24 protein-coding genes and 1 tRNA gene are annotated in these 18,856 nt (G+C 61.8%); 13 read left to right on the top strand and 12 right to left on the bottom strand.

The window, feature by feature from the left end:
- Nucleotides 1-23: 23 nt before the first annotated feature.
- Nucleotides 24-386, top strand: coding sequence for a DoxX family protein (locus FIU90_RS03775; protein ID WP_234029613.1), 363 nt, complete (start codon nucleotides 24-26; stop codon nucleotides 384-386).
- A gap of 79 nt (nucleotides 387-465) precedes the next feature.
- On the opposite strand, the gene FIU90_RS03770 is transcribed toward FIU90_RS03775, so the two are convergent.
- Nucleotides 466-2,634: a TonB-dependent receptor gene (locus tag FIU90_RS03770; RefSeq protein WP_152433570.1), complete on the bottom strand. Its 2,169-nt coding sequence runs from the start codon at nucleotides 2,632-2,634 to the stop codon at nucleotides 466-468.
- A 204-nt stretch (nucleotides 2,635-2,838) separates the two neighbouring features.
- Nucleotides 2,839-2,913: transfer RNA gene (locus tag FIU90_RS03765), tRNA-Gly, on the bottom strand.
- A 250-nt stretch (nucleotides 2,914-3,163) separates the two neighbouring features.
- Between FIU90_RS03765 and FIU90_RS03760 the strand changes: the two genes are divergently transcribed.
- The 4 genes from FIU90_RS03760 to FIU90_RS03745 all read left to right on the top strand — a co-directional run bounded on the left by FIU90_RS03760 (nucleotide 3,164) and on the right by FIU90_RS03745 (nucleotide 5,955).
- Nucleotides 3,164-4,090, top strand: a complete 927-nt coding sequence (locus FIU90_RS03760; RefSeq protein ID WP_152435679.1) for a tetratricopeptide repeat protein — start codon at nucleotides 3,164-3,166, stop codon at nucleotides 4,088-4,090.
- A gap of 8 nt (nucleotides 4,091-4,098) precedes the next feature.
- The gene (locus tag FIU90_RS03755; RefSeq protein WP_152433569.1) at nucleotides 4,099-4,710 is read left to right on the top strand and encodes an LON peptidase substrate-binding domain-containing protein; all 612 of its coding nucleotides are present in this window, start codon (nucleotides 4,099-4,101) and stop codon (nucleotides 4,708-4,710) included.
- Nucleotides 4,711-4,891: 181 nt separating this feature from the next.
- Entirely contained in the window at nucleotides 4,892-5,536 is a 645-nt protein-coding gene (locus tag FIU90_RS03750; protein WP_152433568.1) for a TetR/AcrR family transcriptional regulator, read from the top strand.
- On the top strand, nucleotides 5,533-5,955 hold the full coding sequence (locus FIU90_RS03745; protein WP_152433567.1) for an MAPEG family protein: 423 nt from the start codon (nucleotides 5,533-5,535) through the stop codon (nucleotides 5,953-5,955). The genes FIU90_RS03750 and FIU90_RS03745 overlap by 4 nt, the downstream gene beginning before the upstream one ends.
- Here FIU90_RS03745 and FIU90_RS03740 read toward each other — a convergent pair.
- The 5 genes from FIU90_RS03740 to argB all read right to left on the bottom strand — a co-directional run bounded on the left by FIU90_RS03740 (nucleotide 5,952) and on the right by argB (nucleotide 9,655).
- The gene (locus FIU90_RS03740) at nucleotides 5,952-6,572 is read right to left on the bottom strand and encodes a MarC family protein (RefSeq protein ID WP_152435678.1); all 621 of its coding nucleotides are present in this window, start codon (nucleotides 6,570-6,572) and stop codon (nucleotides 5,952-5,954) included. The genes FIU90_RS03745 and FIU90_RS03740 overlap by 4 nt on opposite strands.
- Before the next feature lie 57 nt (nucleotides 6,573-6,629).
- On the bottom strand, nucleotides 6,630-7,397 hold the full coding sequence (locus tag FIU90_RS03735; RefSeq protein ID WP_152433566.1) for a hypothetical protein: 768 nt from the start codon (nucleotides 7,395-7,397) through the stop codon (nucleotides 6,630-6,632).
- A gap of 66 nt (nucleotides 7,398-7,463) precedes the next feature.
- Nucleotides 7,464-8,357 (bottom strand): bifunctional methylenetetrahydrofolate dehydrogenase/methenyltetrahydrofolate cyclohydrolase FolD, encoded by an 894-nt coding sequence (gene folD / locus FIU90_RS03730; RefSeq protein WP_152433565.1) that lies wholly within the window; start codon nucleotides 8,355-8,357, stop codon nucleotides 7,464-7,466.
- Nucleotides 8,354-8,644 carry a YggT family protein gene (locus tag FIU90_RS03725; RefSeq protein WP_152433564.1) on the bottom strand — a complete coding sequence of 97 codons (291 nt, stop codon included), beginning with the start codon at nucleotides 8,642-8,644 and terminating at the stop codon, nucleotides 8,354-8,356. The genes folD and FIU90_RS03725 overlap by 4 nt, the downstream gene beginning before the upstream one ends.
- A gap of 102 nt (nucleotides 8,645-8,746) precedes the next feature.
- Nucleotides 8,747-9,655: an acetylglutamate kinase gene (gene argB, locus FIU90_RS03720; protein ID WP_152433563.1), complete on the bottom strand. Its 909-nt coding sequence runs from the start codon at nucleotides 9,653-9,655 to the stop codon at nucleotides 8,747-8,749.
- Nucleotides 9,656-9,862: 207 nt separating this feature from the next.
- Between argB and FIU90_RS03715 the strand changes: the two genes are divergently transcribed.
- The 4 genes from FIU90_RS03715 (at nucleotide 9,863) to FIU90_RS03700 (ending at nucleotide 11,639) form a co-directional block, all read left to right on the top strand.
- A complete protein-coding gene (locus FIU90_RS03715) occupies nucleotides 9,863-10,204 on the top strand; it encodes a DUF2282 domain-containing protein (protein WP_152433562.1) in 342 nt (113 codons plus the stop codon).
- Between the two features lie 202 nt (nucleotides 10,205-10,406).
- Nucleotides 10,407-10,589 carry a hypothetical protein gene (locus tag FIU90_RS03710; RefSeq protein ID WP_152433561.1) on the top strand — a complete coding sequence of 61 codons (183 nt, stop codon included), beginning with the start codon at nucleotides 10,407-10,409 and terminating at the stop codon, nucleotides 10,587-10,589.
- 114 nt (nucleotides 10,590-10,703) lie between these two features.
- Entirely contained in the window at nucleotides 10,704-11,201 is a 498-nt protein-coding gene (locus tag FIU90_RS03705) for a thermonuclease family protein (RefSeq protein ID WP_152433560.1), read from the top strand.
- Nucleotides 11,202-11,285: 84 nt separating this feature from the next.
- Nucleotides 11,286-11,639 (top strand): hypothetical protein, encoded by a 354-nt coding sequence (locus tag FIU90_RS03700; protein WP_152433559.1) that lies wholly within the window; start codon nucleotides 11,286-11,288, stop codon nucleotides 11,637-11,639.
- 16 nt (nucleotides 11,640-11,655) lie between these two features.
- On the opposite strand, the gene FIU90_RS03695 is transcribed toward FIU90_RS03700, so the two are convergent.
- Nucleotides 11,656-12,162, bottom strand: coding sequence for a DUF4440 domain-containing protein (locus tag FIU90_RS03695; protein WP_152433558.1), 507 nt, complete (start codon nucleotides 12,160-12,162; stop codon nucleotides 11,656-11,658).
- A 100-nt stretch (nucleotides 12,163-12,262) separates the two neighbouring features.
- Here FIU90_RS03695 and FIU90_RS03690 point away from each other — a divergent pair, with 100 nt between their 5' ends.
- Nucleotides 12,263-12,913: a hypothetical protein gene (locus FIU90_RS03690; RefSeq protein ID WP_152433557.1), complete on the top strand. Its 651-nt coding sequence runs from the start codon at nucleotides 12,263-12,265 to the stop codon at nucleotides 12,911-12,913.
- A 2-nt stretch (nucleotides 12,914-12,915) separates the two neighbouring features.
- On the opposite strand, the gene FIU90_RS03685 is transcribed toward FIU90_RS03690, so the two are convergent.
- Both FIU90_RS03685 and FIU90_RS03680 read right to left on the bottom strand, forming a co-directional pair.
- Nucleotides 12,916-13,122, bottom strand: coding sequence for a hypothetical protein (locus FIU90_RS03685; protein ID WP_152433556.1), 207 nt, complete (start codon nucleotides 13,120-13,122; stop codon nucleotides 12,916-12,918).
- A 110-nt stretch (nucleotides 13,123-13,232) separates the two neighbouring features.
- Nucleotides 13,233-13,478, bottom strand: a complete 246-nt coding sequence (locus tag FIU90_RS03680) for a hypothetical protein (RefSeq protein WP_152433555.1) — start codon at nucleotides 13,476-13,478, stop codon at nucleotides 13,233-13,235.
- A 405-nt stretch (nucleotides 13,479-13,883) separates the two neighbouring features.
- Here FIU90_RS03680 and FIU90_RS03675 point away from each other — a divergent pair, with 405 nt between their 5' ends.
- The 3 genes from FIU90_RS03675 to FIU90_RS03665 all read left to right on the top strand — a co-directional run bounded on the left by FIU90_RS03675 (nucleotide 13,884) and on the right by FIU90_RS03665 (nucleotide 16,232).
- On the top strand, nucleotides 13,884-14,315 hold the full coding sequence (locus FIU90_RS03675; protein ID WP_152433554.1) for a hypothetical protein: 432 nt from the start codon (nucleotides 13,884-13,886) through the stop codon (nucleotides 14,313-14,315).
- The gene (locus FIU90_RS03670; protein WP_152433553.1) at nucleotides 14,312-14,806 is read left to right on the top strand and encodes a hypothetical protein; all 495 of its coding nucleotides are present in this window, start codon (nucleotides 14,312-14,314) and stop codon (nucleotides 14,804-14,806) included. The genes FIU90_RS03675 and FIU90_RS03670 overlap by 4 nt, the downstream gene beginning before the upstream one ends.
- Nucleotides 14,807-14,906: 100 nt before the next feature.
- Nucleotides 14,907-16,232, top strand: a complete 1,326-nt coding sequence (locus FIU90_RS03665; protein ID WP_152433552.1) for a hypothetical protein — start codon at nucleotides 14,907-14,909, stop codon at nucleotides 16,230-16,232.
- Nucleotide 16,233: 1 nt separating this feature from the next.
- Here the strand turns inward: FIU90_RS03665 and FIU90_RS03660 are convergent, their stop codons facing one another.
- Both FIU90_RS03660 and FIU90_RS03655 read right to left on the bottom strand, forming a co-directional pair.
- Nucleotides 16,234-17,274, bottom strand: coding sequence for a ribonucleotide-diphosphate reductase subunit beta (locus FIU90_RS03660; RefSeq protein ID WP_152433551.1), 1,041 nt, complete (start codon nucleotides 17,272-17,274; stop codon nucleotides 16,234-16,236).
- 187 nt (nucleotides 17,275-17,461) lie between these two features.
- Nucleotides 17,462-18,820, bottom strand: coding sequence for a GntP family permease (locus FIU90_RS03655; protein ID WP_152433550.1), 1,359 nt, complete (start codon nucleotides 18,818-18,820; stop codon nucleotides 17,462-17,464).
- Nucleotides 18,821-18,856: the final 36 nt, after the last annotated feature.

Genomic DNA, 18,856 nt, shown 5'->3' with positions numbered 1-18,856 from the left:
ACATTGGGAGAGGGAGAAAGAGAATGGAACGGATCGCATTGATTGCCGGGCGCGTGATGATCGCGCTTCTGTTCGTGCTTGCGGGCGCGAACAAGCTCATGAACATCGCGGGCACCGCCGAATATATTGAAAGCGCCAGTCCGTTGCCCGGCATCCTCGCCGCGCCAACCGGCATTTACGAAATCGTGGCGGGCATCCTGCTCGCAATCGGCAAGTTCGAGAAGATCAATACGCTGGTGCTGGCAGGCTTCACCATCCTGACGGTCATCTTCTTTCACGCGAACCTTGCCGACCAGATGCAGATGACGCTCGCGCTAAAGAACATCGCGATTGCGGGCGGCCTGCTGGTGATTTTCGCCCACGCATCGAGCGCGGAAACCGCCTAGGCGCGCCTCGGTTTCGGAAAGAAAAAGGGCGGGACCTGTGCCAAGACAGTCCCGCCCTTAGCCGGAGAGGGTCCGGAACCTAGAAGCTGAAACGCACGCTCGCTCGGAAATTGCGCCCGGCAAGCGGGACGAAATCTTTGGTAAAGCTTGCATGGCGGCGGCCGGTCACGTCGAAGACATTGTCGGCAGCCACCTGGACCGTGATGTTCTCGTTATTCGCCAGCGGACGCCAGGAGACGAGGAAGTTCACGAAAGCGAACTCGTCGGTCGGGGTCTCGAACGCGGCAACCTGATCCTGCTCGGCAAACCACTGAACTTCGCCGCGGACGTCGAAGGCATTGGTCTGGACTTCAAGCCCGCCGAGCAGGCTGAGCGGCGGGATGCGCGGGACGCTGGTTCCATCGCCCAGCTCCGCGCTGACATAGGACCCCGAAAGGTCCGCGACCACGCCGAAACCGCCATTGTCGAACAGCGGGAAGGAGATATCACCCTCCACCCCGAAGTAATCGGCGTCCTGCTGGAGGTAGACGAAGACTGGCAGCCCGTCCTCCTCAAGACCGTTCTGAGTGATGAAGATATAGTCGTCGAACCATTGCTGGAACACGGCCAGACTCAGTTGTGCGCCGCCGACGCGCCCGCGCACGAAGCCCTCGACGCCCCAGGCGCTTTCGGTCGAAAGGTCGGGATCGCCGATTTCGAAAGCCTGCGTCGCAATGTGCGGCCCGTTGGAAAAGAGCTCCTCGGCGCTGGGCGCCCGTTCCGCCCGCGATACGTTGACACCGACGCGGAAAGCATCATCGCCCTCGTAAATGAGCCCGACAGCGCCTGAGAAAGTATCGAAGTCGCGCGCGATGCGGTTCAGCTGGTCCTCGACATCGGTGGTTTCGAACCGTCCGGCGAGTTCGACCTGGAGCGGGCCGGTTCCGAATTCCTGGAGCGCGAAGACCGAGAACTGGTCGGTGAGGTTTGGCGGCACGTATGCCTCCGCGCCCTCAGCAAAGAAATCGCGGTGGCGGTACTGGATACCGATCGCCCCGCGCGAGACGCCGCCCTCGTTCTGAACGAGCTCTGCGCGCGCTTCTACGCTCTTGCTGTCGAACACCGTGCCGACTTCGTCACCTTCGAATTCGGTGTGGGTGTAATCGGAGAAGCCTGCGCGAAGTTTCAGACGCTGGAAGAAACCTTCGCCGAGATAGATGTCGCCTTTGAAGTCGGCGCGGAACTGTTCGAGGTCGATCGTGACGATTTCCTCGCCTTCCTCCTCGCCCTCTTCTTCACCGTCCTCGCCTTCTTCATGCGCATGCTCGACGCCAGGGCGGCCGGGGACACCGTAATTGGTGTCGTACAAACCGATCGAGGCCCCGAACGTGCTCTCGCCAAGAATAAGACCAAAGCCGCCATTGACGGTCCATGTCTCGCTCGCCGTGTTCGGGACGAAGCCCTGCTGGTTTGCGGCCTCGCGGAATTCTTCCGCTTCCTCGAATTCGCCTTCGGCTTCTTCTTCGGCCGCTTCTTCGAGGATTTCCGCACGCAGAGCAGGCGCGATCTGGAAGCCGGGGATCTCAAGGTCCGAAGTCTCGCGCCAAGTGCCATCGACATGGATCACGAAATTGCTTCCGAGCGGTACGTCGAGCGACGCGCCGCCGCTGCGCAGGTCCGTCGCCGTGTCACCGGCAATCAGCGCGTCGAGGTGGTAGCCTTTGTCGGGTATGCGGGTCGGGATGCGCTTGTCGATTACGTTGACGGCGCCGCCAATCGCCTGCGAACCATAGAGGAGCACTGCAGGACCGCGAAGCACCTCGATCCGCTCGGCGGTCAGCGGGTCGATAGAGGTCGCGTGATCGACCGAGGTGTTCGAGACGTCAGCCGTGCCGATCCCATCGACCAGCACGCGCACGCGCTCGCCCTGGAAGCCGCGCAGGACTGGCCGCGACGAACCAGGTGCAAAGCTGGTTGCCGACACGCCCGGAAGCTTGGCGAGCACTTCGCCGATCTGGCCGTTCAGGTTGCGCTGGATATCCTCGGCCTCGAAAACACTCGTGCCGGCAAGGACGTCGAGTTGCTCCAGGCCCGCGGCGCTGACAATGATATTGCCTTGGTAGTCGACCTGCCGGCTGTGAAGATCGTCTTCCACCCGCTCCTTGCCGGCATCACCTTCAGCCTGATCGGCAGTCTGGGCAAAGACAGGGGCGGCAGCGGCAAAGGCCAGTCCGGTTGCAAGCGCAAGGCGCGATGCGAAAAGTATCATGACAAGATCCGTCTATTGAATAATGTGATAACGTATCACGCGCCTAGCAGGCCGGTTCAGGATCGCAACCCTTCCGGTGGCAGACTCGACGAAATGCGCAATTTCGCCGATCACCAGCGTGAATGTGCGGCAAAAATAGCACGAATTTCGCCGCCTACAGCGCTGCCGCTGGCAGTTGTATTGGCTTCGATTTTCGGAAGACAATGGAGCGGGCGAGGCGATTCGAACGCCCGACCCCAACCTTGGCAAGGTTGTGCTCTACCCCTGAGCTACGCCCGCTCACTGGCGCTCAGCAGAATCGGCGATTTGACGCGTTCCTGCTGTGGAGGCGGCGCAATTAACAGCGGCGCGTGAACCCTGCAAGGGAAAAATCACCCGATTTCGCCTTGATCGCTCGGGCCGAACCCGCCAGCGTTTTCGCACGCAAGCTTCGCCGCTTCACATCGCGACAAAATGCCCCACATTGGGCCCGAGACAATTCAACAGGCAATCACACAACAATCACACAAGGAGCATCCCCTTGGCGAGCATGGGACTGAACATAGAAGAACAAAAGGCCGTCGAACGGTTCCGCAAGGATGTCGTCGATCCCTCGCAGACCAAGCTGGTAATCCTCGATTTCTGGGCCGAATGGTGTGGGCCTTGCAAGGCGCTCACCCCGACGCTCGAAAAGGTCGCGGCCGATTACGCGGACAAGGGCGTGGTGCTGGCGAAGATCAATGTCGACGAAGAGCAATTCATCGCCGCCCAGTTCCAGGTAAAGTCGATCCCCACGGTCTACGCGATGTTCCAGGGCCAGCCGGTCGCCGACCTGACGAATGCGCGGAGCGAGTCGCAATTGAAGCAGGTGCTCGACCAGTTGCTCTCGCAGCTTCCGGTCGAAGGCGGCGAAGGCGCAGGTGCGCCGCAAGGACCTTCGCCCGAAGAAATCGAACAATTCGTCAGAATGGGCGAGGACGCGCTTGCCGAGGGCGACGCGCAGCGCGCCGCAAGCATCTTTGCGCAGGTCACCGAATTTGCGCCTGACAACGCCCCGGCTCATGGGGGACTCGTGCGCGCTATGGTCCAGCTGGGCCAGGTCGAGGAAGCCCGTCAGGTGATGACTGCGATCGAAGCCGATCCGAAACTGTCCGAAGACCCCGCGATTGCCGCTGCAAAAAGCGCGCTCGAGCTGGCGGGCACCCAGGTCGATGACAGCGAACTGGCGAGCCTGAAAGCGAAGGCCGAAGCCGAAGGTGCCGGCATGGACGCGCGTCTCGCCTATGCCGAAGCAGCCTTCGCCGCAAACCAGCGCGATGCAGCTGCCGATACGCTGCTTTCGATGATAGAAGAAGATCGCGAGTGGAATGACGGCGCAGCGCGCGCGAAACTGCTCCAGATCTTCGAGGCGACAGGGCTCGAGGATGAGTGGGTCGTCGCCACACGCCGCCGTTTGTCGAAAATCCTGTTCGGATAACGCACGCCTTGACCACCCGCCTCTCTATCTTCCCCCTTCACGGCGCGGTTCTGTTTCCCGGCCTCCAGCTGCCGCTGCACATCTTCGAACCGCGCTACCGCGCGCTGGTCGGAGATGCGCTGGTCCGCGACCGCCGGATCGCGATGATCCAGCCGCAGCGACCGGTCGAAGGCGCACCGCTGTTCACGGTCGGTTGCGTCGGGCGGATCGGCGAGATCGAGGCGATGGACGATGGCCGATACAACCTCATCCTCGAAGGCCAGAGCCGTTTCCGCCTGATCCGCGAGCTCGACGTTGCAACGGCTTTCCGGCAGGTCGAAGCCGAACTGATCGAGGACGACGAGAACGAAGTGCTGAGCTACGCGCAGCGTGGCGGGTTCGAGGAAGAGGCGCGCAAGTTTGCCGACCGGCAGGGTTACTCGGTCGACTGGGATTCGGTCGAACGGCTCGATGACCAGTCGCTGATCAACGGCGTCTCGCAGATCGCGCCATTCGACCCGGCCTCGAAACAGGCGCTGCTCGAGGCGGAAAACCTCTCGGCACGGTGCGAGCTGCTTGTCCAGCTGATGCAGTTTTTCGGCCGCAGCGATGGCGGCGAAGAAATCATGACATTGCAGTAATTGGGGTCTTTGCCCCCCTCCGGGCGAATTTCTCGGTCCTGTTCCTCCGATTTGTTACGGGCACCTGCGGACGGCCCGTCGACCTTGCGATTGCTCTGCGACCGGTCCCCCTCACGTTTTGCGACAGTCCTTCGCATGAGAGCGCTTTTGACGGCGTTCAAAACGAACTAAACGGTTACTTATGGACATCGCGGCCCTTCCCACCAAAGGCGAGCGCACCCGCGCCCATATCGTCGCGACCGCTGCGAGCCTGTTCTGGAAGCGCAACTTCCACGGCGTTTCCGTAGATCTCGTCGCCGATACCGCAGGCGTGAACAAGGCGACAGTTTACCGCTATTTTGCTGACAAGCGCGACCTCGCGCTCGCTGTCGTCCGGTATAATGGTGCGGTCACGCTGGAAGTCCTTTTTGCTTCCACCTTCGACCGATTTTCGGAGCCGCAGGATCGGCTCGCTGCCATCTACAGGCAAGCCTATTTGATCCACCGCGACATGCACGGGGAAAGCGGAGACATCTATGGCTGCCCGATAGTTGGTCTGGCTCTCGAACTGGGTCAGGAAATGCCGGAGATCCGCAGCGAGGCGCAGGCCACTTTCGATCAGGTCGAGGCACATTTCATACAGATTGCGAAAGACGCCATTGCGGCGCGGGCAGTTACAGGTGACTCCCACACACTTGGGCGAACACTGATGCAGCTTCTCCACGGCGCACTCGCCTCCGCCCGCGTCGCGGCAGATCCAGGGCGGATACTCGATGCGGGTCGCGCATCGCTCGCGCTGACAGGATACCCGGACACTTCGATCCTCCCACAGGAGATACCTGCATGAATCTGCCGCTTTACACCGCTGCGCTTGGCGCCTTCATCATAGTATTGCAGGTTGTGCTGATGGTGGGCGTCGGCTCTCGCCGGCTCAAGGGGCCTGTGATCGGCACTGGCGATGACAAGGACATGGAGCGCCGGATGAGGCGCCACGGCAATCTTGCGGAAAATGCCGGCCTGTTTGTCGCCGTCCTCGCCATCTATGAATTGCTGGTCGGGCAGACCGCCTATCTCGCCGCTCTCTGCATCCTCTTCGCGGTCGCGCGGCTGTCCCACGCCGCCGCGTTCTCTTCGCTCGCGGGATCGCATGGCGAGGGCCTGACGGGCGGGCGAAAAATCTTCAGCCTGTTCCGCATCGTCGGCGCCTTCGGGACCCTGTTGACGGCTCTGGGCGTAGCCGGCGGGATCGTGGCCGAACTGCTCTAAACCCCGAAGCTACCCCGCAGGCCATCGATCACGTATTGAGCGGCGAGCGCTGCAAGCAGCACACCGAGGAGCCGGGTGATCACCGCCTCGACCTTGTCGCCGAGCAGCCGTATCAGCGGTCCAGCCGCAACCAGTGCGGCAGCGGTGAGGATGAGCACAGCGGCCAGCGCGGCGAAGACCTCTAGCGTCTCGGCCATCCCGTCGGCCTCGTTCATCAGCAGCATGATCGCCGCAATCGCACCGGGGCCGGCAAGCATCGGCATCGCCATCGGGAAGACCGACACGTCCTCGACTTCCGATGCAGATATCTTTTCGGCACGTTCTTCGCGGCGCTGCGTGCGCTTTTCGAAGACCATCTCGAAGGCGATGAAGAACAGCATCAATCCGCCCGCGATGCGGAAGCTGTCGAGTTCGATATGGAGCGCCTTAAGCAGATCCTCTCCGAAAAACGCGAAGATCGTGAGGATAACAGCTGCAATTGCCGTCGCGCGCAGAGCCATGTTGCGTGCGAGTCTGGCTGGTGCCGCCTTGGTCAGACCGGCATAGATCGGCGCGCAGCCCGGCGGATCGATCACCACGAACAGCGTGACGAAGGCGGAAACGAACAGTTCGGTCAGGACCATGGCGCGGTGATTAGCCCTATTGAAGGCGGTTGGACAGTCGCGCCGCCCTCATCACCCTTCGGGCGAGGATGCAAGGCTTTCTTCGATCGCAGTGACCCACTGGCCGTTATAGAAATACTCCGCGGCGATGAATTTCTCGCCTTCGCCCCGGTGCTCGAAGCGCCAGCGCAAGGTTCCGTCGCGCGAGGTCTTGGCGTCTTGTGCACGCACGCCCACCGACGAATCGGCAGGCGGCGGGGGGATCGCCTCACCCGCACGCGGACAGGTCGCGACTAGCCCCTGCACTGCATCAATCGCGGTGACGACGATGTCGCCGTCCTCGATTTCCTTGCGCGGCGGAGGCTGTGGGGTATCCGGCCCGCCGACATCGTAGACCCACTTGTAGGCGTTGTCGCTCTGGCGCTCCCAGACGGTCACGAAATTGCCCACCAGCCCCTCGGGATCCTGATAGCGCCCCAGGCTCACCGCAAGTGCGCCATCGCAGCTCATCACGATGGTTCGCGGCGCCCATTGGACAGCCTTCTCGGGATCGCTCTGCTGGGCGAGAAAAGCTTCCGCAGTGAACGCGCCGTTGCGACCGTGAAGCATCGCGCCGGGCGCGGCGAATTCGCGAAATGCCGTCCATTGCCCTTTTTCCTTCGCCACCCGCGCAAAGGCGATCTCGGTCGCGACCACCGTGCTCGGCTGCGCGGCGCCCGGCGCGGTCTTGAGCGCTCGGTCGATGACCTGCGGCGGAGGGCCGGGGCGTTGTCCGCCCGCGCAGGCAGAGAGCGTGAGCGCTAGCGCGCCAGACAAGGCGATGGTCGTCGCGTACTTCATGGAGCCTCCCGGAAATGCAGAATCGTAGACCTGCCGCGCGTCGGATTTACGAAAGCTGACCGCGCCTCAGAGGTCTTCCGGAACCTCGAGTCCGGCATTGCGATACGCAGCAACGAGCGTGTTGCGCAGGAGCACGGCAATTGTCATCGGCCCGACCCCGCCCGGCACCGGCGTGATCGCGGCGGCGACTTCGGCAGCCTCATCGTAGGCGACATCGCCCACGAGCTTGCCCTTTTCCTTGCCCGGCTCGGGCGGCAGGCGGTTGATGCCCACGTCGATGACCGTCGCACCTTCCTTGAGCCAGTCCTTGCGGATCATCTCGGGCCGTCCAACGGCGGCGACCACGATATCCGCGCGGCGGACCACATCGGCGAGGTTCTTCGTCCGGCTGTGGGCGATGGTGACGGTGGCGTTGGCATCGAGCAGCAGCTGCGCCATCGGCTTGCCGACGATGTTCGAACGCCCGATCACGACCGCCTCCAGCCCAGAAAGATCGCCCAGCCGGTCGGTCAGAAGCATCATGCAGCCCAATGGCGTGCACGGCACGAAACCGTTCTGCCCCACGCTGAGCCGTCCGGCATTGATGACGTGAAACCCGTCCACGTCCTTGTCCGGGCTGATCGCGGAAATGATCGCTTGCTCGTCGAGATGATCGGGGAGCGGCAGCTGGACGAGGATGCCGTCGACGCTCTCATCGTTGTTCAATCGCTCGACCAGCGCGAGCAGTGCCGCCGCGCTGGTATCGGCGGGAAGGCGGTGCTCGAAGCTTTCCATATTGGCGGCGAGCGTCGCCTTGCCCTTGGACCCGACATAGACCTGGCTTGCGGGATCGTCGCCCACCAGCACCACGGCGAGACCTGCCTTGCGCCCCGCTACCTCGGCAAAGCGCGTCGCGTGCTCCGCCACACGCTCGCGCAGGCGGGCTGCGAACGCCTTTCCGTCAATCCGGGTTGCGGTCATCCGTAGATGACCGCGTTCATGACGATGAGCAGGATATTGAGTCCGAGGATCAGCACCAGCGGCGAAAAGTCGATCGCGCCGGTATTGGGCATGATGCGCCGGATCGGCCTCAGGACCGGATCGAGCAGTGAATTGATCGAATTGTAGACCTGCATCAGGAACTGGTTCGACTGGTTCACCACGTTGAATGCGAACAGCAGGCCGATCACGAACTGGATCACGATCAGCATGATCAGCACGTTCACTAGCATTCCGATGATTTGTTGGACGGCAATCAATCCGGACATTTCAGATAATCCCAATTCTCGTTTTTTACGGCGCCCCGCTCAGGACAGGCGTGTTAGTGATCTAATACGCTAATTTGCAGGTTCAAGCCAATAGCAGCGTGCCTATGCGCGCACCAGTGTGCCCGCGCCCCTGGCGGTGAAGAACTCGAGCAGCATGGCATGCGGCACCCTTCCGTCGAGTACCACCGCCGCCTCACACCCGGATTCGACCGCCGAAACGCAGGTTTCGAGCTTGGGCACCATGCCGCCCTTGATCACCCCGTCCTCGCGCAGTTTCGCAACGTCGCCGGGGGTAAGCTCGGGCAGCAATTCGCCCTCGCCATCGAGCACGCCTGCAACGTCGGTGAGAAGGAACAATCGAGCCGCACCAAGCGCCGCCGCGATCGCACCTGCCATCGTATCGGCATTGATATTGTAGGTCGCCCCGTCCTCGCCGCCCGCTATCGGTGCGATGACCGGGATCATTCCGGCGGCAACCGCCGTGTCGATCACACTGGTTTCCACATGTGCAGGCTCGCCAACGAAGCCGAGGTCTACCGCCTTTTCGATAAGACTTTCCGGATCGCGCGTCGTCCGCTCGACCTTGCGCGCAGTGACAAGGCCGCCATCCTTGCCCGAAAGGCCCAGCGCCTTGCCCCCGGCATTGGAGAGCCAGCCGACGAGCTCCTTGTTGATCGCGCCCGAAAGAACCATTTCGGCGACCTTCGCGGTCGCCTCGTCGGTGACGCGCAGTCCATCGACAAAGGTGCTCTCGACCCCGAGCTTGGCCAGCATTTCACCGATCTGCGGGCCGCCGCCATGCACCACCACCGGGTTGATCCCGACCGCCTTCAGCAGCACGATATCCTCGGCAAAATCGCGCGCGGCCTGCGGCTCGCCCATCGCGTGCCCGCCATACTTCACCACGAAAGTGCGCCCGGCATAGCGCTGGAAATAGGGCAGCGCCTCGATCAGCACCTCGGCCTTGGACCGGCCAGCCGCTTCGCTCGATTGGTCGGGACTGGAATTCATCCTCGCGGGGATCCTTCTTTCGTGACGAAGCGCGGCGCTTAGCGGCTTATCGCATTGACTGCAAAACTCGTCTCTGAACGGGCAAGTCCCCGCGACACTTCAAAATTTTGCACTTTGCACTGTAACCAAACCCTGATTGACTGCGAATCGCTCGTTGACGGCGCGGTATCTTGCGTTGTTGTTGAGACATTGGACTGGAGGAAAACCATGTACACCACACGTATTGCAGGATCGATCGCCCTCGCCGCAGCAGCCGGCCTCGCAGCTGCCTGTTCGGGCGGCGCAGAAGCCCCGGCGGAAGGCGACACCGCAGGCGCGGCCACGACCGAAGCAGAGGCGCTCGCTGACGCAGGCGGCGGCGAGAAAGAAAAATGCTACGGCGTCTCGAAGGCAGGCGAGAACGATTGCGCTGCCGGGCCAGGCACAAGCTGCGCGGGCACGAGCGTTGTCGACTACCAGGGCAATGCCTGGACCTATGTCGACAAGGGCACTTGCCTCGAGATCGAAACCCCCAATGGCAAGGGTTCGCTCGAACCGATCGAAGCGTAAACGAGCTTCGCAATTCTGGCACCGCGAGTGCCAAAACCAGAAGGGCGCCGGGCTCGATCCGGCGCCCTTTCTTGTGGGTTTACCGACCTAAGGGCTTCAACTTAAACCAGGTTCGGTGCTAGTCGGTTGCCATAAGACGGTCGCAATCTGCTTCACTCCACCCAAAACTGGGGGCGTGTGCTCGAAAGCATTGGAGCGTGCGATGTCGGACAACCACGACGAAACCCCCAAAGATCCCGAAGGCGGCGGCCGTCGCCAAGACGATCGCCGCAAGGAACAGTTGCCCTTCGAAGGCCCCGACCGGCGCGAAGGCGACCGCAGGAGCGGCACGGACCGACGGAAAGGCGAGCGGCGCAGCGGCTTGGATCGGCGCGGGGACAGCTAGATTCGCAATTAGCGGTTGATGGCTTGGCTTGAGACGCCGGGCTGATAAGTTCGCGCCTCCATGCTGAACCGCCGACAAAGGAATTCAACCCGACGTAGCGCCAGTCGCAGCCGGATGCTCAGCTGGTGGACGCTGTGGCGGGTGCCCGCCCTGCTCGCCATCGTGAGCGCGGCCTGGTGGTTTCTTTACCGTCCCTACGCGGAAGAACAGGGCTGGGTGCGGGTTACAGACACTTTCGCATTGTGCGGAGAGCGCTGGACCGGCGCCGATGGCTGCGTTGTCGACGGCGACACCTTGGTCGTCGGCAATGGGAGCGCGCGCCGGCGCGTTCGCCTCGTTGGCTTCGACGCGCCCGAACTGAACGGCGCCTGCGACGCCGAGCGAGAGCAGGCGAAGCGCGCTCGATCAGCCCTTCATGAATGGCTCTCGCGCGGGCCTTTCGAGTGGAACGGAGAGGCTGATCCACCCCGAGACCAGTATGGCCGCGAACTGCGCAAGGTCCGCCGCAACATAGGCAAAGGGCGCCATGAATACCTTGCCGAGGTGATGATCGAACGCGGCCTCGCCGGGGAAAGCGGATGGGGAACTACGCCCGTCGATTGGTGCCGCTGACGCGCTTTTGCACAAGGAGGCTTGCCCTATCTCCCCGCTCGCATAGACTGTGGGCATTCCGGTAGCGGCACGAGGGGACCAGCCATGACCGAACAAGCGCCCAGCAGCGGTTTCGACTTCAACCAGCCCACCATAATCAGCCTGCTCTATCTCGGCAGTTTCCTGACCGGCGTTTCCGGCCTCGTCGGCATCGTGCTCGCGCATGTCTGGCAGGGCGAGAACAAGGAAGAATGGGCTGCATCGCATTTCACCTACCTCATCCGCACCTTCTGGATCGGATTGGTGGCGAGCATCATTTCGATCGTCCTCATTCTGGTGGCGATCGGCTTTCTCCTGATCCCGCTGGTGACGATCTGGTTCGGGGTGCGCAGCGTGCTCAGCCTGGTGAAAGCTCAAAAGCGCGAGCCCATGCCTGACCCGGACACGCTTCTTTTCTGAGCCCGGATGGCCAGGCTTATTCGCTCGGAGGCGGATAGGCAGGCGCTGCGCCATGATCGACGCTGATGGATTCGGCTAGTCGGAATGCACCTTCCTCGCCCTCCCAGCGCCAAACATGCCAGTATTGCGCGCCGCCGGTCTGCACCCAGCCGACCTCCTCGCCCCGCCATTCCGAGAATGTATGCCAGCCGCGCTCGAGCACGCCCCAGTCCCCAAGCGGCGTGACGCTTCGACTGCCCGGCACCAGCAATCTACGGTTGCGGTAACCGCTCGCCTCTCGAGACTTGCATTGCTGCTGCATGTTCTCGACGAAGGCCGCGCGGTTCGGGACTGCAAGCCCTGCAAGATCGTGCAGCATCCGGTAGTCTTCGGTTAACAGACTTTCGAGCGCATTTGCATCGCAGCCCTCAAAAGCAGCCCAGAACAATGCCGCATCCCTCGCCTCGATCTGCGCGCGGGCTTCCTCGATCGGCGGGATCGGTGCTGCGGCCTGAGCCATGGCTATCAGTGTCGTCGCGAACATGATCGGTCTCTCCCTCGGTTCAGCGGAGAGTGTGCAGGCAAGGCGTGGCTTGGGCAAGGTCGAGACTTGCAGCATCGAACGGCCGCGATACAGTCCACGAATGATCGCCACCCGCACCGCTCCGCTCACCCTCTTCGCCATGGCAGGCTGCTACCAGCCTGTCGACGAGCCCGCTCCCGAGCCGCAGGATATGTTCTGGCAAGCGCTGTCGAGCCATTGCGGCAAGGCCTATGTGGGCGAGCTTGTCAGCAATGACACCGCCGACACAGATTTCGCAGGCGCACCGATGGTCATGCACGTCGCGGAATGTTCGGACGACCGGATCGAGGTCCCCTTCCATGTCGAACTGGACGGCGAATGGGACCGCTCGCGCACATGGGTCTTTACCCGCACCAATGCCGGCCTTCGTCTCAAGCACGATCACCGCCACGAAGACGGTGAGCCCGATGCGGTGACGATGTATGGCGGCGACACGGCGGACGAGGGCACTGCGCGCATACAGGCATTTCCGGTGGACCGGGAAAGCATCGACCTGTTCGAGCGCGAGGGGCTCGCCGCTTCGGTGACCAATATCTGGACGGTCGAGGTCGATCCGGCGGGCGCGGCTGACGGCATCTTCGCCTACCAGCTCCAGCGCACTGTCGAGGGCGGCGCTCCCGAACCCCGCTTCTTCCGCGTCGAGTTCGACGTCACCCGGCCTGTTGATGCGCCTCCGCCCGCCTGGGGCCATGAGAGCGCCGGCAAGAGCTGAACCTAGCCCGAGGCCGAGTCATCGGAAATCGGAACGCGGATGGTCGCTGCTGTTTCGACCGGCGCGCCTTCCGCACGCGGCGCATCGTTTTCGACCGTTTGCGCCTGCGGATCCGCGCTGCTGCCGAGCGCATTGAGCGCCAGCACCATCACCAGGACACCGCCGACCATTCCCAAAATTCCCCCGGCGAGACCCTGCAGCAGCTTCATTCTATTCCCTTACCAGATTAACCACGGGTGTTATCGGATCGGGGAATTAAGATTGCGTTAGGGCGCGGGGGAATTTGCGCCAGTTTTCAATGCGAACCGCGCCGCGCGCCTTACTCCGCGCTCTCGGCCGTCGTGTCTGAGCCCTCATCGGCTTCTTCGGGAACCGGGGTCATCGGAGTGTCGGGCAGATCGACTGGAACCTCGTCGGGATCGACTTCACGCGCGATCAGCTCGCCGCCGCCAAGATCCTCTGCGCCGACCTCATAGGTCTTTGCCTCGCGCTCCTGCTCGCCCGAACAGCCAATTATGCCAAGCGAGAGAATGGCTGCGAGGGGGATGGTGAGATATTTGCTCATTATCGTCCTCCTTTTAGTCCTTCGTCTCAGGTGGATTCGCCCGTAAATCGCATGAAGCGCCGTCCGGTTCCCGCACGCGTTTTCATGGGTCCACCTCCAGAGTTTCGATCAAGGGTAAGGGCATGACGACGCGCCGTAATTGATCTGGATCAGGCGAGGGCGTGCAGCGGAGCGAAGTTGACAAAACTAACACCGTGTCAAGTGGGCTTTCCGAGTTTTTATCCCGAAATCGCAAGGACTTGAGGCGATTTTGCGAAGTTGACACTTCTCCAACTCGAAACGGGTTTTGCGTAAATTGGGAGGGGTGCCGACATGCCTCCGGGCTACCACGCAGGGGCGCGAGTAGGAAAACGGGCAATTGATCCAGCGCAATTGCGCGAGGGCAAATCGTGGTAGGGTCCGGGCATGGAAAGCCAGTCCGGTCATAGCGGCGAAACGCGCCCGGCCCGAACGATTGCGGCGGGCGCGGCGTACTGGGCGGCGATCTTCGCACTGGGTTTCGTGCTCGGAACAGTGCGGGTGCTGTGGGGGGCAGAGGCGCTCGGCGAGGCCACCTTCATTGCCATCGAGGTGCCGGTGATGGTCGGCGCAAGCTGGCTCGCGGCGCGCTGGCTGGTGCGGCGTTTCGGCATCGCGAGCACCGGCGCGGCGCTGGCGATGGGCGCGCTCGCTTTCGTGCTGCTGATGGTGGCCGAGATCGCGCTGACGGCGGCGACCGGTGGAAGCGCGCAAGCATGGATCGCACGCCTTGCAACGCCAATGGGCCTGTTCGGATTTGCTGGGCAAGCGGCGTTCGGGCTGATGCCGATGCTGGTCGTCGAGCCGGGCGGGCGATGAGCGTAGCAAAGGTTACCGCCTGCGACGTGCCCGAGGGCAGCCTGCTCGCCGAGTTCGGCGGGCCGGAGGACTACACCGACTGCTTCTATCGCGACGTTCCGGGCGAGGTCACTCTGCCCGAGTTCATCGAGCGCTTCTATCGCAGCACGGCGTTCCTGCCCGAGCGGCTCGTGCTGCGCGCGATCGGCAGCAACGCCTCGCCCGCAGACGCCCGCGCCGTGGCTCGGGGAGAGGCGGAGCGGTTCGGGGTTTGGCGGGTGGTGGAGCGCCGGGAAACCCAAGCGCTGCTGGAATCCAAGAGCACCAACACGGCTAGCTGGTTTGCAGTGGAGGCGCTGGGTGAGGGGACACGACCGTCATCAAGTAGCGAAGCGGTAGGACAGACAAGACTGTATTTCGGGTCTTGGGTTGGCAATCTCGACCAGTCGGGCTGGCGCTCAATGCTGCGCGCGCATGTTTGGTATTCGCGATGGTTGTTGGGTGGGGTCTAGGTCGAAAATCGAGAAATCGGACAGGCGCTGACCCTAAATTATTGATTGATTTCTTTCCCATATTTTCGAATTGTGGCTACTCACTGTTTGGGGGCTGAAGATGAGCGAACTTCCTACTTGCGTCGAAAATGGCGAACGTGCGCGCCTTTTCCCGATACTTGCAGAGCGCTCAATCGAAGGAAGAACTCTTTCGATCTTCTTGGCCACATTGATTTCGGTGCGGCCTTTCGCCGAGCGCCTACTTGGACAAATTGGGCGAAGAGTAGGGCCGTGGACAAGAATGAACGCGTGGACAGAAGTACGGTTCGCACATCTGGACGAAGGGTCGCATGATCGACCTGACGGCATTCTTGTCATTGATACAGGGCGCACAAGTTGGACGGCACTTGTGGAGGCAAAGGTCCGAAAAAGTGAGATCGAACCGGACCAACTGAATCGCTATTTGAAGATCGCCAAAGCGAATAAGCTAGATGCTGTTATCACTTTGTCGAACCAGTTCTCACTCGCACCGCATCACCATCCGATCGCCGTAAATCCTCCGAAGCATGTTGAACTCTTTCATCTTTCGTGGATGCGAGTTCTGACCGAAGCATATCTGCTCCTGAATGAAGGCATCGACAACGATGATCAGAGATTCATTCTGAACGAGTTTAAGCGCTTCATCTCCCATTCGAGTGCTGGCGTGGAAAGCTTCACGCAGATGCCGCCAGCATGGTCGGAAGTTGTAGACGCAGTGCAGACCAGCGGGTCAATCCTAGTAAAACCCGGCAAAGAAGTTGTGCGAGCATGGCAACAGGAGTGTCAGGACCTCAGTTTGATATTTTCGCGTCAAATTGATGCAGGGGTTTGTCAGAAATTGACCCGCGCACAGAACTCAGATCCCGAAATCAGAATTGAAAAGGATTTGGAAGAACTTCGCAAAACCCAAAAACTTTCGGTCGAACTCGAAGTGCCGGACGCGGCCGATACCGTCAAAGTGTGTGCCGACTTTCGGCGTCGCACCGTAAGGGTTTGGATGTACTTGCTCGCGCCGGGCGACAAGAAGCGAAATTCGGCTCGCCTGAATTGGCTTTTGAGGCAGTTGCCGAAAGAAGGGACCGAAGGCCTCTACATTCGCGCACAGTGGCCGGGCAAATCGCCGTGGACACAGGCAACAGTGAACGAAGCGCGCTCGGCGAATCACGCTCTCTTCGCAGACAAGGGTGATATGACGCTGATCGGATTTGAGGTCGTCAGTGTAGTGGATCTCGGGCATCGCTTTGGGCAACGCCAGACCTTCATAAAGGAGCTGGAGGACGCAATCCCTGACTTTTGGGAACGGGCTGGCCAAAACCTTCAAGCATGGGTCAAGCCAGCGCCGCGCGTCAAAGAAGAGCGATCCGAGCCTGAGACTGTAAGCCCATCGGCAATCTCAAGCTCGGATTAAGTCACTCCGCCGCTTCAAACATATCCGGGCCGCCGGTCTCGCCTTCGTCTTCGTTGACGGCTTTCGCCTTCTGGCGGTTGTCGAAGCTCGACCACACGTCGTTCCAGTTGCCCTTGGTCGCGCCCTTCGAATATTCGGTCGCGCGGGTTTCGAAGAAGTTCGCGTGCTCGACACCGTTCAGCAGCGGGGTGAGCCACGGCAGCGGGTGTTCGTCGACCATGTAGATCGGCTGCAGGCCCAGCTGGCCCAGGCGCCAGTCGGCGATGTAGCGGATGTACTTCTTGATATCCTTCGCCGTCATCCCTTCGACCGGGCCCATCTCGAAAGCGAGATCGATGAAGGCGTCTTCGAGGCGCACGGTCTTCTGACAGATGTCGATGATGTCTTCCTTCACCGACTTGGTCAGGCACTGGCGCTCTTCGCAGAAGGTGTGGAACATCTTGATGATGCCTTCGCAGTGGAGGCTTTCATCGCGCACCGACCAGCTGACGATCTGCCCCATGCCCTTCATCTTGTTGAAGCGCGGGAAGTTCATCAGCATCGCGAAGCTCGCGAACAGCTGCAGCCCTTCGGTGAAGCCGCCGAACATGGCGAGCGTGCGCGCGATGTCCTCATCGGTGTCGACGCCGAACTGGTGCATGTAATTGTGCTTGTCCGCCATCTCCTCGTATTCGAGGAAAGCTGCGTATTCGCTTTCGGGCATGCCGATCGTGTCGAGCAGGTGCGAATACGCCGCGATGTGCACCGTCTCCATGTTGGAGAAGGCGGTGAGCATCATCTTGACCTCGGTCGGCTTGAACACGCGTCCGTATTTGTCGTGATAGCAATCCTGCACCTCGACATCCGCCTGGGTGAAGAAGCGGAAGATCTGGGTGAGCAGGTTGCGCTCGTGCTCGGTGATCTTTTGCGCCCAGTCGCGGCAATCCTCGCCCAGAGGCACTTCCTCGGGCATCCAGTGGATCTGCTGCTGGCGTTTCCAGAAGTCGTAAGCCCACGGGTATTCGAACGGCTTGTAGGTGTTACGGGCTTCGAGCAACGACATGTTGTGCTTCCTCTGTCTGGCGTGAGCGACTCATATAGGGAATCAAAGCGCGATTTCGAAGGCAAGCACGTAGATTCAAGCGGGGATAAACCGTGTAAAATCTGAGTCGAACGGAAGGGCGCGAGGGCACCCTTGCGCATGGCTCAACAGCTTAACATGTATGGCGCGCAAGTGACACGGCTGGCGGTCAGATCAGCATGGCGAGAAAGATCGTCAGGAGCGTCGCGACGACCGGCACGATGACGGTGACGACGCCCACTTCCTTGTAAGCCTGCTTGTGCGTCAATTGCGTGATCGTGAGCATTGCGATCACCGCTCCGCAATGGGGGAGCGAGTCGAACCCGCCGCTCGCCATCGCGGCGAGGCGGTGCAGTTCGTCGGGCTCGATACCGAGCGCGAGGTAGGAATCGGCGAGCGTCGCCATGAAGATCTGCAGGCCTCCCGATGATGAGCCGGTGATGCCCGCCACGGTGCTCGACGCGGCGAACATGGAGAGCATCGGCGGCAGGTCCGATCCGACCACGAGATCGGTGAAGAGCGCAAACCCCTGCGTCTGCGCGACCACTCCGCCGAAGCCGATCACCGCGCTCGTCGCCATCAGAGGCGTAATCGCATCCTGCGTGCCAAGCCCCATGACCTGGAGCGGCGATTTGCGCACCGCGGGGAAGAGCGCGATCGCGACAAGGCTTGCGAGGATCAGTGCGATCGAGGGCCAGAGCACCGGCTGCGAGGCGGCGAACTCGACCACCGCGATGCCCTCACCTGCCCCCGCCATCTCGACGAGACGCGGCGCGAGGATGGTTGCGATCACCAGCACCAGCGGCAGGATCGCGAGCGCAGGGTGCGGCATGTCCTGCTCGATCTCCGACAGGTCGGGAATGACATCGCGCGGCCCCGGCTCGAACCCCTCGCCCGCCGCCAGCGCCTTCACCCGCTCACGCTCGAGATAGGTCATGCCCATCGCAAACATCAGCGCGCCGCCGAACAGGCCGAGCAGGGGTGCTGCAAACAGGTCGGTGCCGAGCTTCAGCGTCGGGATGACGTTGTGGATCGAGGGCGTGCCGGGCAGCGCGGTCAGCGTGAAGGTGCCCGCGCCCAGCGCCAGCGCGCCGCAGAACAACCGCTTGGGAATATCCGCTTCCTTGAGCAGCCTGAGACCGAGCGGATACATCGCGAAAATCACCACGAACACCACGACCCCGCCATAGGTCAGCATCGCGCAGGCGAGCACCGTGATCCAGAGCGCCCGGTGCGCGCCCAGCGAGCGGACCAGCGCCATCGCCACCGATGTCGCCGCGTGGCTGTCTCCCATGATCTTGCCGAACACCGCGCCGGCCGCGAACAGCAGAAAGAAGCGGCCTGCAAAAGTGAACGCGCCGAGCTCGCCGATTGTAAAACTCTGCGTCAGGCTCTCGGCAAAGGGCAGGCCGTTGGTGACGATCACCACCAGCGCGCAGAGCACCGCTGCAAAGATGATGTTTACATCGCGTAGCGCCAACCAGATCAGCAGCCCCAATCCGGCGAGCAGTCCCACCAGTCCGATCATCCCGCCGGTCCCCCGTTCCTAAATGTCATTATTGCC

The organism is Erythrobacter sp. THAF29 (assembly GCF_009363635.1).
Classification (GTDB): Bacteria; Pseudomonadota; Alphaproteobacteria; order Sphingomonadales; family Sphingomonadaceae; genus Erythrobacter.
Note: the sequence above shows the minus strand (reverse complement) of the source record. Positions and strands in the feature narration are given on the sequence as shown.